Consider the following 13301-nt stretch of genomic DNA (forward strand, 5'->3'; position numbering starts at 1 on the left):
GCCAATATGGGTTGCGGGATCGAGCAGTTGTGGCCGGCTGGCCGGTCGAGCGCGTTCACGTCACGCGATCTCGGCAAGTCCGGCTCAAGTACGACAGCGCGCGACGGCTTCCAGCAATTGGTGAGCGAGGTGGCGCTCGGCAAGGCCGGTATTGTCATGGGGCTGGAGGTCTCGCGCCTTGCGCGCAACTCGGCCGACTGGCACAGGCTCATCGAGCTTTGCGCATTGACGGCGACGCTCATCCTTGACGAAGACGGTATCTACGATCCAGCCAGCTTCAACGATCGCCTCTTGCTCGGCCTCAAAGGTACGATGAGCGAGGCCGAGCTGCACATCCTCAAAGCACGCATGCGTGGTGGTCAGCTCAACAAGGCCCGTCGCGGCGAGCTCGAGATGTGCCCTCCGGTCGGGCTGGTTTACCGGAACGATCGGACGATCGGCCTCGATCCCGACCTCCAGGTGCAGAACGCAATCCGTCTCCTGTTCGATACCTTCGAGCAGACCGGAAGTGCGATGCAGACAGTCCGCTTCTTCCGGGAGCAGGGTTTGCTGTTCCCGCGCCGACTCCGGACAGGATCGAACAAAGGTGATCTCCTGTGGGCGGCGCCGCACCATGCGCGCGTTCTGCAGGTGCTCCACAATCCGCGCTACGCCGGCGCTTTTGCGTATGGCCGAACGCGCATACGGCACCGGCCCGATGGTGGCACCAGTGTCGTCAAGGTGGCCAGGGCCGATTGGCAGTTCGTTATGCCGGGAATGCACCAGGGCTACATCGACTGGGAGCGCTTCGAGGCCAACCAGCGGCGGCTCGCCGACAACGCTCGTGCCTTCGGTGGCGAGCGGCGGTCGGGACCGGCGCGCGAGGGACCGGCGCTCCTCCAAGGTCGCGTGGTCTGTGGCCTGTGTGGCGAACGCATGGGTGTGCGCTACAGCCAGGAGCACGGCAGCACCGTCCCAACCTACCTGTGCCAGGCGAACGCGATACGCCGCGCGGTATGGACCTGCCAAACGGTTCCCGGGAGGATCGTCGATGCGGGGATCGCCGACCTGATGATCGAGCTGATGACGCCGATGACGCTGGCCGTCACCCTTGAGGTGCAGCGCGAACTTGAGGCGCGCGCCGCAGAGACCGATGCAGCGCGTCGCCAGCATGTCGAGCGGATGCGCTATGAAGCCGAGCTTGCGCGTCGACGCTACATGAAGGTTGATCCCGACAACCAACTCGTCGCCGATTCACTCGAGGCCGAATGGAACGACAAGCTGCGCCGTCATGCCGATGCCGCCGAAGACTACAAGCGCCGGAGCAAACAGCAGGCTGCGGCACTCAGCGCAGAAGCCCAGCGTCGCATCCTTAACCTCGCCGAGCAGCTTCCGCGGATCTGGCAAGATCCGCGAGTTGACTCCCGCGAGCGCAAGCGCATCGTGCGTCTGCTCATCGACGACGTAACCTTAATCAAGTCGCAAACCATCACGGCCCATGTGCGCCTGTCTGGCGGCGCCACGCGCACCTTGGTGCTCGACCGGCCGCTACCCATCGCCCAGATCCGCAAGTTCAAACCTGAACTCGTCGCCGAGGTTGATCGTCTTCTTGACCATCATTGCGATCGCGAAGTCGCCGAGATTCTCAATAATCACGGATGGCGTACATGGGAAGCAAAGGCGTTTAATCTGAAGAAGGTTGCCTTCATTCGCTGCGCCTACAAACTTGCGAGCCGATATGAGCGGCTGCGTCGACGTGGTATGCTCACGACGCGCGAGATCGCCGCCAAGTTCTGCGTCTCCGAGACAGCCGTACACACGTGGGGTCGCCAGGGGCTCATCACAAAATGCTATACCGATAGCCTGAACCGTGGCCTGTGGGAGATCCCGCCTGGCATGACGATCCGCAAAGGCTGCGGTGGGCGCGGCGCCCGCCCGGCGCAGCTCACCGCCATCACCGCGCCATCAAAGGAATGAGGTGCAGTATGAAGCGTTCGCCTTGTCGCGCGGCTTGCGTGGTCGCGCCGGCAAGACGGCCGTGCCGTAATGCGCCGCCATCTCCGCATAGGTGCGATTGATCTGCGGGTCGTAGAGGCTCGCCTTGATGACCGCGACCTTGGTATTGTCAGGCACCAAGAGCGCCGGCACGCCGTCGATCGCCGCCAAGGTGCCGACGTGGGCGCTGATCCAGTCAGCAAGCCCCTGCGTCCACGTCGCCTGCGCATAGGTGAAGTTCGAGGCGCCAAGCACGGCGACGAAGACCTGCGCCGTCCTCCGCTCGCCAGTGAGGCGATCGACCACCACCGGCACGCCGTCGCCCGCGTAGTCGACGAACAGTTTGTCGCCGGCCGCGTGCGACTGGCGCATCGTCACCGACAGGCGCCCCTCCCAGGCGCGGTAGAGCTCGCAGAAGCGCGAGTACCGGTATCCGCCGGGCTCGGCGGCAATGTACTCCTCCCACAGGATCGACAGCGTCACGTGCTTACGCTTGAGCTCGCGGTGCACCGCCGCCCAGTCGGGCTCGGCGATGCGGCGGTGACCCTGCCGGTTGCCGTTGCCGGTCTTGGCGAACAGGCGGGCCTCCAGGGCCGCGTCCGTGAGTTCGTCGGGCAACGGCCAACTCAGGCCTGCTGCCTCGAACCGCCGGATGGTCAACCGCACTGTCGAGGGCGCCGCGCCCATCCGCCGCGCAATCTCGCGGCTCGGCAGCCCAGCCGTCTTCATCCTGATCACATCGCGCACACGGCGCATCGCAAGCCTCTCCGTCGGCATCCAGGGTCCCCCTTCGCAAAGCCGAAAGGACGGACCCTATGGGAGCCAGAAGAGGCCGCGTCACCCGGGCGACATCATCCCGGAATACTGGAGGGTTCAAATAGGTCCCGCGTCGCAGATCTCGCCGCAAGTCCAGCGCGGGACCTATTTGAAGCTGGATTGAACGAAGCCGCGTCTTGTGAGCGAGGACCTATGGGGGCTCGATCTAGGCGCCGGTAGGCGCGATTGACCCGATGTCGGGCCCGCGAGCGAGTGTGGCCGCAGATTGCCGCTGATGTTGGCAGCAGAGGATGCCGGCGTTGATAGCGTCGAACGGCGCGTCAAGCCCAAGCGGCTGACTATCGCCCGTTCGCCGCGCGTTCTGAGCGTGCTTGATCGTTCCGACGGAGAACGTCGGCATGGCGATGCCTGCAGTGGGAGCGAACAAGTCGAGGTAGTCGGTCATGATGTATCGCAGCGAGGTGCTGCGCGTCGCGGCGTTTGCGCACGCGGCACAGGCCCAATCTCGACCATGCGGCCTCCGCAGATGGGGCACAAGTCGAGGCGGTGACCAATGAGGATGGCGCAGCGCTCACGATAGTCGACAGCTTCGGCAGGCGGAGGTGGTTGCGGCGCCTTTAGCGCCGCTCGGATGCGCGCGAGTTTGGCGACGCGGCAGGCGTTCGCCAGGAAGCCAAAATGACGGATGCGGCGAAACCCCTTCGGCAATACGTGGAGCAGAAAGCGACGGATGAACTCGTCAGTCTCGAGCGTCATCACTTTGGATTTGTTGCCGGCGCGATAATCCTTCCACCGGAAGCGGACGTGGCCCTGCTCACAGGTGATGAGCCGGCCGTTGGCGATCGCAACGCGATGGGTGTAGCGCCCGAGATACGCCAGAACCTGTTCTGGTCCGCCGAAGGGACGCTTGGCGTAGACGACCCACTTGACCTTGCGGAGGGCGTTTAGATGGCGGGCGAATGCAGCCGCTTCACTCAGGTGGTCGAGGTGGCCGAAGAACTGGAGCTTGGTGCTATCGAACGCCGCCTGGAGGCGCTCCAGGAATAGCCGACGATACAATCGTGACAGGACGCGAACGGGAAGGAAGAAGCCGGAGCGGCAGCCAACCCAGCTTCCATCAGGGGCAATCCCGCCGCCCGGCACGAGGCAATGGGCATGCGGATGATGCGTCAGGGTCTGCCCCCAGGTGTGGAGAATGGCGATCATCCCAGTCTCGGCACCGAGATGCTTCGGGTCGGCGCTGATGAGACGGATCGTCTCGGCCGCCGTCTTGAGCAGGATGTCGTAGACCACCGCCTTGTTCTGCAGCGCGATAGCGGCTACTGGCGCCGGCACGGTGAAGACAACATGGAAATAGGGGACCGGCAGCAGATCGGCTTGGCGATCGGCGAGCCATTGGGCGCGCGCGAGGCCTTGGCACTTTGGACAGTGCCGATCGCGACAGCTGTTGTACGCGACGCGAACCAGGCCGCAGTCGTCGCACCGCTCGACATGGCCGCCGAGCGTCGCTGTGCGGCACGCCTCGATGGCTGCCATCACACGGCGCTGGTCGGATGTGAGCCGAGAGCCCTGCGCGGTACGGAACGCAGCGCCGTGGCGGCGGAAGATGTCCGCCACCTCAAGCACGGGGCGCATATGCGCGGCTTAGTGGGGTGGGATCACCGTGATGGAGAGCCCATCGAATGGGCTGGTCGTGCGAGCGAGCAGATTGGTCGCAACCTGCGCGTAGCGGGCGGTCGATCCGAGGTCGGCATGTCCGAGCAAGACCTGAATGATGCGGATGTCGATCCCGCTTTCCAGGAGATGAGTCGCAAAGGAGTGCCGGAGCGTGTGGACAGTGATCGGCTTGGCAATCCGAGCGCGTCGGCGGGCGGCGCGGCAGGCCGCCTGGACGCAGCGGACGCTGACATGTTCGCTTGGGTCTTGGCCTGGAAATAGCCACAGCCCCGGCCGTGTTCGCGTCCAGTACGCACGCAGAATATCCAGCAGCCGAGGAGAAAGCATCGCGTAACGATCTCTGCCGCCCTTGCCGTTCTCGATGTGGATCAACATTCGCTTGCTGTCGATCGAGCTCACCTTCAGGCGTACGACCTCGCTAACCCGTAAGCCAGCCGCATAAGCCGTCGCCAGCACGACGCGGTTGCGCACCCCTGTAACCGCGTCCAGAAAGCGCTCGATCTCTTCGGCACTAAGCACGAGGGGGAGCTTGTCGGGCTTCTGGCCGCCGATGATCCGCTCGAATGCCTCCGTCTGCCCGAGTGTGATGCCGTAGAAGAACCGCAGCGCGCAGGCCACCTGATTGATGTGGGACCACGAACGCTTTTGGCCGATGAGGTGCAGTTGGTAGGCACGGACCTGCTCGAAACTCAACCGGTCCGGGGCGTCGCCGAAATGGCGGCTAAACTTTGCGATCGCATAGATATAGGATTGCTGAGTCGACGGCGACAGATTGCGGACCGTCATGTCCTCGATCATACGCTGCCGAAGAGGGCTCATCGTAGCCATCTGGGTCTCCTGTCTTGAGAGGGGTGGTGCGAAGACCAACATCCTCTCAGACAGGACACCTCAGTACAGCAGGCTTGCCTCCACTCCCGCGTAGCGGGTTCGTTCAATACTGGAGGGTTCAAATAGGTCCCGCGTCGCAGATCTCGCCGCAAGTCCAGCGCGGGACCTATTTGAAGCTGGATTGAACGAAGCCGCGTCTTGTGAGCGAGGACCTATGGGGGCTCGATCTAGGCGCCGGTAGGCGCGATTGACCCGATGTCGGGCCCGCGAGCGAGTGTGGCCGCAGATTGCCGCTGATGTTGGCAGCAGAGGATGCCGGCGTCGATAGCGTCGAACGGCGCGTCAAGCCCAAGCGGCTGACTATCGCCCGTTCGCCGCGCGTTCTGAGCGTGCTTGATCGTTCCGACGGAGAACGTCGGCATGGCGATGCCTGCAGTGGGAGCGAACAAGTCGAGGTAGTCGGTCATGATGTATCGCAGCGAGGTGCTGCGCGTCGCGGCGTTTGCGCACGCGGCACAGGCCCAATCTCGACCATGCGGCCTCCGCAGATGGGGCACAAGTCGAGGCGGTGACCAATGAGGATGGCGCAGCGCTCACGATAGTCGACAGCTTCGGCAGGCGGAGGTGGTTGCGGCGCCTTTAGCGCCGCTCGGATGCGCGCGAGTTTGGCGACGCGGCAGGCGTTCGCCAGGAAGCCAAAATGACGGATGCGGCGAAACCCCTTCGGCAATACGTGGAGCAGAAAGCGACGGATGAACTCGTCAGTCTCGAGCGTCATCACTTTGGATTTGTTGCCGGCGCGATAATCCTTCCACCGGAAGCGGACGTGGCCCTGCTCACAGGTGATGAGCCGGCCGTTGGCGATCGCAACGCGATGGGTGTAGCGCCCGAGATACGCCAGAACCTGTTCTGGTCCGCCGAAGGGACGCTTGGCGTAGACGACCCACTTGACCTTGCGGAGGGCGTTTAGATGGCGGGCGAATGCAGCCGCTTCACTCAGGTGGTCGAGGTGGCCGAAGAACTGGAGCTTGGTGCTATCGAACGCCGCCTGGAGGCGCTCCAGGAATAGCCGACGATACAATCGTGACAGGACGCGAACGGGAAGGAAGAAGCCGGAGCGGCAGCCAACCCAGCTTCCATCAGGGGCAATCCCGCCGCCCGGCACGAGGCAATGGGCATGCGGATGATGCGTCAGGGTCTGCCCCCAGGTGTGGAGAATGGCGATCATCCCAGTCTCGGCACCGAGATGCTTCGGGTCGGCGCTGATGAGACGGATCGTCTCGGCCGCCGTCTTGAGCAGGATGTCGTAGACCACCGCCTTGTTCTGCAGCGCGATAGCGGCTACTGGCGCCGGCACGGTGAAGACAACATGGAAATAGGGGACCGGCAGCAGATCGGCTTGGCGATCGGCGAGCCATTGGGCGCGCGCGAGGCCTTGGCACTTTGGACAGTGCCGATCGCGACAGCTGTTGTACGCGACGCGAACCAGGCCGCAGTCGTCGCACCGCTCGACATGGCCGCCGAGCGTCGCTGTGCGGCACGCCTCGATGGCTGCCATCACACGGCGCTGGTCGGATGTGAGCCGAGAGCCCTGCGCGGTACGGAACGCAGCGCCGTGGCGGCGGAAGATGTCCGCCACCTCAAGCACGGGGCGCATATGCGCGGCTTAGTGGGGTGGGATCACCGTGATGGAGAGCCCATCGAATGGGCTGGTCGTGCGAGCGAGCAGATTGGTCGCAACCTGCGCGTAGCGGGCGGTCGATCCGAGGTCGGCATGTCCGAGCAAGACCTGAATGATGCGGATGTCGATCCCGCTTTCCAGGAGATGAGTCGCAAAGGAGTGCCGGAGCGTGTGGACAGTGATCGGCTTGGCAATCCGAGCGCGTCGGCGGGCGGCGCGGCAGGCCGCCTGGACGCAGCGGACGCTGACATGTTCGCTTGGGTCTTGGCCTGGAAATAGCCACAGCCCCGGCCGTGTTCGCGTCCAGTACGCACGCAGAATATCCAGCAGCCGAGGAGAAAGCATCGCGTAACGATCTCTGCCGCCCTTGCCGTTCTCGATGTGGATCAACATTCGCTTGCTGTCGATCGAGCTCACCTTCAGGCGTACGACCTCGCTAACCCGTAAGCCAGCCGCATAAGCCGTCGCCAGCACGACGCGGTTGCGCACCCCTGTAACCGCGTCCAGAAAGCGCTCGATCTCTTCGGCACTAAGCACGAGGGGGAGCTTGTCGGGCTTCTGGCCGCCGATGATCCGCTCGAATGCCTCCGTCTGCCCGAGTGTGATGCCGTAGAAGAACCGCAGCGCGCAGGCCACCTGATTGATGTGGGACCACGAACGCTTTTGGCCGATGAGGTGCAGTTGGTAGGCACGGACCTGCTCGAAACTCAACCGGTCCGGGGCGTCGCCGAAATGGCGGCTAAACTTTGCGATCGCATAGATATAGGATTGCTGAGTCGACGGCGACAGATTGCGGACCGTCATGTCCTCGATCATACGCTGCCGAAGAGGGCTCATCGTAGCCATCTGGGTCTCCTGTCTTGAGAGGGGTGGTGCGAAGACCAACATCCTCTCAGACAGGACACCTCAGTACAGCAGGCTTGCCTCCACTCCCGCGTAGCGGGTTCGTTCAATGCCGGGCGAGATCGTCTCGGAACGGGTGGGCGACTTCAAATCGGAATGGTGGGCGAGATCATCTCGGAACGATGGGCGACATCGAGCGGAATCCGCAGCTTACCGATAAGAAGATCAGGCGCGGCGTCTATCGCAGCGTAGCCACCCTCAGGGCGGACATCGCCTCCTTCATCGAACGACATAACGCTGATCCCAAGCCGTTCCGGTGGACCAAGTCAGCCGACGACATCCTTGCTTCCATCGAGCGCTTCTGCCGTTACAAATGCCCCGGTACAACACGACGCGATGTTGCGAACTTCTGGTTTAGGACACTAGCGCGTAAATTCCCCAGCCATCCCGACTATTTGACGACCGGCATTGTCATCAACGGGCAGGGTATAGTCAGAAAAGAGCGGACGGAAAGACCAATTCCGAGCGGCTCCGCGAGCGCTGGAACGAGTGGATTCTTAGCTGATCCTGAAGGCCTTGAACCTCATCGCACGGCGACCGCATGCATCGGTCGCCGGGCATTTTCTTGTGTTGAAGGAGCCGTCATGTCGAACGCCCTAGCTTTCATCAATCAGCGACCTGCTAACGGTTCTTGCGACCGTGGCTGTCAATGGTGTCGTCTCCATTGCCGACGATGAAGCGAAGGAAAGAGAAGTGGCTCTCGCACAAATCGAGTTTCGGAACGTAACCAAGACCTACGGATCAGTTGCTGCAGTCAAGAACCTCTCGTTGAGCGTTTCCCGCGGCGAGTTCTTGACCATTCTTGGTCCAAGTGGTTCAGGCAAGACAACCACTCTAATGCTGCGGGCTTCCAGGCGCCAACTCAAGGCGATATCTTCATCGCTGGAAAATCTGTTGCCGCCTTCCCCTCCTGCCGACGCGATCAGGGCATTGTGTTTCAAAGCTATGCCCTATTTCCGCACCTGAACGTGCGCCGCAATCTTGAGTTTCCGCTCGAAATGCGTGGCATCAACGCTGCTGAGAGGGTGACGCGGGTGGATCGAATTCTCGCGCGCGTGTATCTGGATGGTCTGGAGGAGCGTATGCCGTCGCAACTGAGCGGAGGCCAACAACAGCGCGTTGCGTTGGCTCGCGCTCTGATAGCAGATCCGCCGATTCTTCTGCTCGATGAGCCGCTCGGCGCACTGGACCGCAACTTGCGCGAACAGATGCAGAGCGAAATCAAGACCCTGCACAAGGAATTCGGCATCACCACGGTTTCCGTAACGCATGACCAGGACGAAGCGCCCACGCTGTCGGATCGCATCGTTGTGATGCGGGCCGGCGAGATCGAGCAGACTGATACGCCCGAGGCAATCTACGACCGGCCGACAACGCAGTTTGTGGCGAAGTTTTTGGGCGAGGCGAACATTCTTGAGAACCCTGGTTTCTTGATCGAATCCGAGACCGCGCAACCGTCCGGCACGATTGCCATGATACGGCCGGAGCGCATTTGTGTCGCCGCACTCGATGCGCCTGAGCGGGCTGATGCGGATCTACGCCAGGCCGTCGTCGGCATCTTGCAAAATATGATCTACGCGGGACCCCTTCGAAAATATCACGTGCGTGTCGGCAGTACCATGCTTGTCGCGCGCGAGCCCGTCGTATCGGGACGACCGGCCCTGCAACCGGGCGAGGAGGCCAGGCTTGAGTGGCTGCGTTCCGATGTGCGATTCGTTGCTGAGTAGAAGGCCACAAAGGACAATGGTCATGAACGTTCTTCACAAGCTTGGCCGAATGTCCATTGCGTTTACACTTCCTGCTTTGGCCATTCTGCTTGCTGTTTTTGGTGTGCCCGCCGTTCTCCTATTTCTGACCAGCATCAATGCGCCGGCGATCTCGCTCATAAATTACGAGGCTTTTTTTGCCGGGCGGCGAATGTCCGTGTGCTCTTGCAGACCGTTGAGGTGAGCGTCATTGCTACAGCGATTTGTGTCTTTGTAGGATATCCCACGGCATATTTGATCGCGGCTTCCTCGAAGCGCGTGCGCATGGTGTTCTGGTGCTCGTCGTAGCTCTGTATCTCACCAGTTTTCTCGTGCGCACTTACGCCTGAATCGTAATTCTTGGCGATCGAGGCCTAATCAATAATCTCCTGCTCGATCTCGGGCTCATCACTAGCCCTATACCGCTCATCTACAATCGTATGGCAGTCTAAATCGGCATGGTCCACATCATGCTGCCGGTCATGGTTCTCCCCCTGGTGAGTGTAATGCTGGGGATTGACAAGTCGCTTGCAGCAGCGGCCCGTAGTATGGGTGCACGCCCCTTCGCTGCGTTCTGGCGCGTGTTTTTCCCCCTTAGCTTGCCAGGCGTTCGCAGTGGCTCGTTGTTGGTCTTCATCCTTTGTCTTGGCTTCTATATAACGCCAGCCGCGCTAGGCGGTTTAGGTGACGCCATGCTCTCAAATTTTTATCGCGGCTCAAGTCGATAACTCTTTTGATCTCGGGCGCATCGCTGCCTCTGCGTTCATTCTCCTGGGACTAGCCGGGCTTATGCTCGCGATTTTTGAGCTAGATCTGTCCGGCAATCAGGCTCGCGCGCCGAGACCAGGATTGAAGTTGTCTCGGAACCGGTGGCGCTCATTCGTCTCTCCGATGCACCATCTCAGTGAGCTCGCCGGTCGCTTTAGGGCGAAGCGCTGGGCCGCGATGCTCTACCAGGGCGGGAGTAACAAGGGCTTGTGGAAAATTGTCGGGCCGGCCTTTGTCGCGATCGTTATGTTTTACCTGTTGTTTCCGAGCGTTGTGGTCATTGTCATGTCGTTCAGTGCCGGACCTACGCTACAGTTTCCGCCATCAGCTTTTTCACTCCAGTGCTACCACTCGTTCTTCAGCACGCCCTCTTGGACTCAAGCGGCCTGGACCAGCATCCAGATCGCTGTGGCGGTCCTTCTTGTCAACAATAGTCGGCACGCTCGCTAGGAGCTGGCTGCAAAAAGTATGCGGGCTGACCCACTTCGAACTTTTACGAGAGTGACGGTGCCGCTGGTGCAGCCGGGCATCATCGGCGGTGCCTTGTTTGCTTTCCTTCACTCTTTCGACGAAGTCGTCAAAACGTCGCTGGTCAGCGGATTCTCGGTCCGCACGCTGCCTTTGAAGATGTGGGAAAATATACGGCATGAGATCGATCCCACAATTGCCGCGGTAGCATCGATGCTCGTGCTTCTGCCTGTGGTTTGGCTAATCTTTTTGTACGTCACTTGGTGGCGGTCAAGGGCGAAGGTTGCTGGCACCCTTTTTGAGACCACTGCTTAAACGGCCTACTTTGCGGTTAGAAAATCGATCTTAAACGCCTGGGATCTTGGGTTGCGCTACCAAGGACTCGTATCGCATTTCTTCCTTCTCCAAGGCCAGACGATCGCACGCATAAAAAACTCGTGCAGCCGCCTGCGGATACAGATTTTCTAAGTTGAACGCCTCGCTATTGGGATATTTCGGCGCGCAGTTGTTGGTAAATTTGTTACAAGGAGATGAAGACAACACGACCTTGAGAAGCAATTCTCCCCCAATAAGTCGATCTCCACAGGAGCAGCTGAATGTCGGGCTCAAGCTGTGCGAAGGAGTTAAGGATCTTCACCTAGGGGCAATCAATGGACTTTGGTGCTTGGCCTCATGTTCGGGGCGACCTTGCGTCCGTACGACGGAGCGCTTCGGCGTTTCTGGAAAGTCTAACGCCGGCAGATCAATGCGTCCAGATGGTTCGGCAGGGCTGGGTCACAACATGGACCGGGACTGGAGATGCTTATTGCCGTATCGCTGACCTCAACATAAGCAAAAAGGAGTTCGATGAAGCTACGGAGGCTTCGCTTTGCGCGCTCACCGCCTTTGAGGTTGCCAGGAGGCTAGTGCCTGACGGTGATCGACAGAGCGCAGACGTGTCCGGCAAAATCGAAGTTGGCCTTCAGAGGATCGGATTATCCTTCGGCCAGGAGGTGGAGAGCGTACGGATTGAGTGCGACGATCTGGGGGAGGTGCTAGCCTATTATTTGCCCGCTGGTGGCCCCAACTCACGCGCGCCGGCGGTCATTTGCATCAGCAGCGAAGAAGAGAAGGCCGCGACCCTGCTGGGCAGGCTCTTGCCCGTGGTGGTTGGCCGCGGCATGTCTGTCCTGACTATCTCTGGCACGGACGTGGTCAATCGCGCGCGAGGTGAATCGGAAGTCGTATTGTCTCATTGTTTGGATCATTTGTCGGTTCGATCGGACGTTGATAGTAGTCGGATCGGCGTTTATGGAGACGGACTATCGGCCTCTCCAGCCACTGAGTTTGCCGCATACGATCGCCGAGTTGCTGCGGCGGTCTGTGATGGTGGCATTTGGAATTGGGCACGCTCCCTAAAATGCATTGGTTGGATGACGTCCACCGATGATGGCGCAGATAACGACATGGTGTCTGCATATCGCTCACGGCTGGCTAGACTATTAAATTGTCCAACACTCGTGGTCGCCGGTGGGCGCGGGGTCGTCAGCGTGTCTGAGGCGATCAAACTACAGGCTGTTTGCATGGCAGCGCACATCGACGTGGACTTGGTCGTGCCGCAACTCATTCGAGGAAGCCAAGGCGAGGAGGTTGACAACTTCATTAGCTCAGATGACTGCATCTTCAGTTGGCTATCGCAGAGGCTCTCACAAAATTCAACGTAGGAGTGTCGTCGGCTTCGGCGCCTCCAACGGCGCTCCTGGATGTATGCTCAGTGGACGTGAGCGATGCGACCCAGTCCAAAGAATGTACTCCTAGATGGAGTCAAGTAGTTGTCGGCCGCCCCCGGCGCTGGCTGCAGAGATCAGGTCCATCTTCATCCGGAGGCAAGTGGTGGAAGCGGCCAGACTGATGCGGCCCTCATCCATTCAGGCCTACAACACGCCAATACTCAGCTTTTGCGATGCCAATCGGCTGTTCTTGGCGATCGAGGTTAGCCGCTTATTGAGATAGTCTAGTGACGCCCCGTCCAGCCCCTCCAATAACGTGGAGTTGAGAGCTTCCCTCCTGGTCGAGAGCTTCGAGATTTCTGCGCGAGCTTTCTCAGTCAGGGACATTTGAACGAACCTTGCGTCATCTGGTGATTGCTCGCGCGTCAGAAACTCCATTGTTTCAAGCTTTTTAGTTTGATTGGTAACGAGCGCGGGATGAATTCGGAGTTTGCTTGCAACCGCTGTCCCCGAGACACCGCGACCTTCATCGAGTTCGTCGATAGCCATAAGGATCAACCACTGTGGCTCGGTTAAGCCCAGTAGCTCTGCCCAGCTCTTATGTATTTCCTCAAGTTGGGAATGGATCTCGACAACGTTCCAGATGAAGTCCCTAACGGCCCTGTCGATCGTTGGTTTTTCAGCCATGTTGTTATTCCGCCAAAACCCCAGTGACCCCGGGCCGCTGCGTGACTGCCCCTCTCACAGGTATCTCGGTTCTGTGCCTCCTGA

11 protein-coding genes and 3 pseudogenes are annotated in these 13301 nt (G+C 60.5%); 6 read left to right on the plus strand and 8 right to left on the minus strand.

Features of this window, described 5'->3' with window-relative positions; translation table 11 throughout:
• The first annotated feature begins 6 nt into the window (after nt 1-6).
• On the plus strand, nt 7-1956 hold the full coding sequence (locus tag ACR9YP_RS10005) for a recombinase family protein (protein ID WP_474219577.1): 1950 nt from the start codon (nt 7-9) through the stop codon (nt 1954-1956).
• Between the two features lie 18 nt (nt 1957-1974).
• Here ACR9YP_RS10005 and istA read toward each other — a convergent pair.
• The 7 genes and pseudogenes from istA to ACR9YP_RS10040 all read right to left on the minus strand — a co-directional run.
• A pseudogene (gene istA / locus ACR9YP_RS10010) lies at nt 1975-2730 on the minus strand (IS21 family transposase); the annotation flags it as partial.
• Nucleotides 2731-2956: 226 nt separating this feature from the next.
• A complete protein-coding gene (locus ACR9YP_RS10015; protein WP_474219578.1) occupies nt 2957-3196 on the minus strand; it encodes a hypothetical protein in 240 nt (79 codons plus the stop codon).
• A complete protein-coding gene (locus ACR9YP_RS10020) occupies nt 3193-4386 on the minus strand; it encodes an IS91 family transposase (protein WP_474218828.1) in 1194 nt (397 codons plus the stop codon). Before ACR9YP_RS10020 ends, ACR9YP_RS10015 begins: the two co-directional genes overlap by 4 nt.
• Before the next feature lie 9 nt (nt 4387-4395).
• Complete coding sequence (locus tag ACR9YP_RS10025) at nt 4396-5256, minus strand: tyrosine-type recombinase/integrase (RefSeq protein WP_249757261.1); 861 nt, start codon at nt 5254-5256, stop codon at nt 4396-4398.
• A gap of 227 nt (nt 5257-5483) precedes the next feature.
• The gene (locus ACR9YP_RS10030; RefSeq protein WP_474218827.1) at nt 5484-5723 is read right to left on the minus strand and encodes a hypothetical protein; all 240 of its coding nucleotides are present in this window, start codon (nt 5721-5723) and stop codon (nt 5484-5486) included.
• Nucleotides 5720-6913 (minus strand): IS91 family transposase, encoded by a 1194-nt coding sequence (locus tag ACR9YP_RS10035; RefSeq protein WP_474218828.1) that lies wholly within the window; start codon nt 6911-6913, stop codon nt 5720-5722. The genes ACR9YP_RS10030 and ACR9YP_RS10035 overlap by 4 nt, the downstream gene beginning before the upstream one ends.
• 9 nt (nt 6914-6922) lie before the next feature.
• Nucleotides 6923-7783: a tyrosine-type recombinase/integrase gene (locus tag ACR9YP_RS10040; protein WP_249757261.1), complete on the minus strand. Its 861-nt coding sequence runs from the start codon at nt 7781-7783 to the stop codon at nt 6923-6925.
• A 203-nt stretch (nt 7784-7986) separates the two neighbouring features.
• Here ACR9YP_RS10040 and ACR9YP_RS10045 point away from each other — a divergent pair.
• From ACR9YP_RS10045 to ACR9YP_RS10065, 5 genes and pseudogenes are all read left to right on the plus strand, one after another.
• Nucleotides 7987-8145: pseudogene (locus ACR9YP_RS10045) on the plus strand (IS630 family transposase); the annotation flags it as partial.
• Nucleotides 8146-8503: 358 nt separating this feature from the next.
• Nucleotides 8504-9567 (plus strand): annotated as a pseudogene (locus tag ACR9YP_RS10050) (ABC transporter ATP-binding protein).
• A gap of 524 nt (nt 9568-10091) precedes the next feature.
• Nucleotides 10092-10313: an ABC transporter permease subunit gene (locus ACR9YP_RS10055; RefSeq protein WP_474219579.1), complete on the plus strand. Its 222-nt coding sequence runs from the start codon at nt 10092-10094 to the stop codon at nt 10311-10313.
• Nucleotides 10314-10860: 547 nt separating this feature from the next.
• The gene (locus ACR9YP_RS10060; protein ID WP_474219580.1) at nt 10861-11136 is read left to right on the plus strand and encodes an ABC transporter permease; all 276 of its coding nucleotides are present in this window, start codon (nt 10861-10863) and stop codon (nt 11134-11136) included.
• 620 nt (nt 11137-11756) lie between these two features.
• Nucleotides 11757-12524 carry an alpha/beta hydrolase family protein gene (locus ACR9YP_RS10065; RefSeq protein WP_474219581.1) on the plus strand — a complete coding sequence of 256 codons (768 nt, stop codon included), beginning with the start codon at nt 11757-11759 and terminating at the stop codon, nt 12522-12524.
• 210 nt (nt 12525-12734) lie between these two features.
• On the opposite strand, the gene ACR9YP_RS10070 is transcribed toward ACR9YP_RS10065, so the two are convergent.
• Nucleotides 12735-13217 carry a MarR family winged helix-turn-helix transcriptional regulator gene (locus ACR9YP_RS10070; RefSeq protein ID WP_474219582.1) on the minus strand — a complete coding sequence of 161 codons (483 nt, stop codon included), beginning with the start codon at nt 13215-13217 and terminating at the stop codon, nt 12735-12737.
• Nucleotides 13218-13301 lie beyond the last annotated feature (84 nt).

The sequence above is a fragment of the Bradyrhizobium sp. BR14999 genome (assembly GCF_056106085.1).

Bases quoted from the DNA above. Each gene is read 5' to 3' on its own strand.
- ACR9YP_RS10020 (WP_474218828.1), bottom strand. From the start codon at position 4,386: ATGCGCCCCGTGCTTGAGGTGGCGGACATCTTCCGCCGCCACGGCGCT.
- ACR9YP_RS10070 (WP_474219582.1), bottom strand. From the start codon at position 13,217: ATGGCTGAAAAACCAACGATCGACAGGGCCGTTAGGGACTTCATCTGG.
- ACR9YP_RS10055 (WP_474219579.1), top strand. From the start codon at position 10,092: ATGCTGGGGATTGACAAGTCGCTTGCAGCAGCGGCCCGTAGTATGGGT.
- ACR9YP_RS10015 (WP_474219578.1), bottom strand. From the start codon at position 3,196: ATGACCGACTACCTCGACTTGTTCGCTCCCACTGCAGGCATCGCCATG.
- ACR9YP_RS10040 (WP_249757261.1), bottom strand. From the start codon at position 7,783: ATGGCTACGATGAGCCCTCTTCGGCAGCGTATGATCGAGGACATGACG.
- ACR9YP_RS10005 (WP_474219577.1), top strand. From the start codon at position 7: ATGGGTTGCGGGATCGAGCAGTTGTGGCCGGCTGGCCGGTCGAGCGCG.
- ACR9YP_RS10030 (WP_474218827.1), bottom strand. From the start codon at position 5,723: ATGACCGACTACCTCGACTTGTTCGCTCCCACTGCAGGCATCGCCATG.
- ACR9YP_RS10025 (WP_249757261.1), bottom strand. From the start codon at position 5,256: ATGGCTACGATGAGCCCTCTTCGGCAGCGTATGATCGAGGACATGACG.
- ACR9YP_RS10035 (WP_474218828.1), bottom strand. From the start codon at position 6,913: ATGCGCCCCGTGCTTGAGGTGGCGGACATCTTCCGCCGCCACGGCGCT.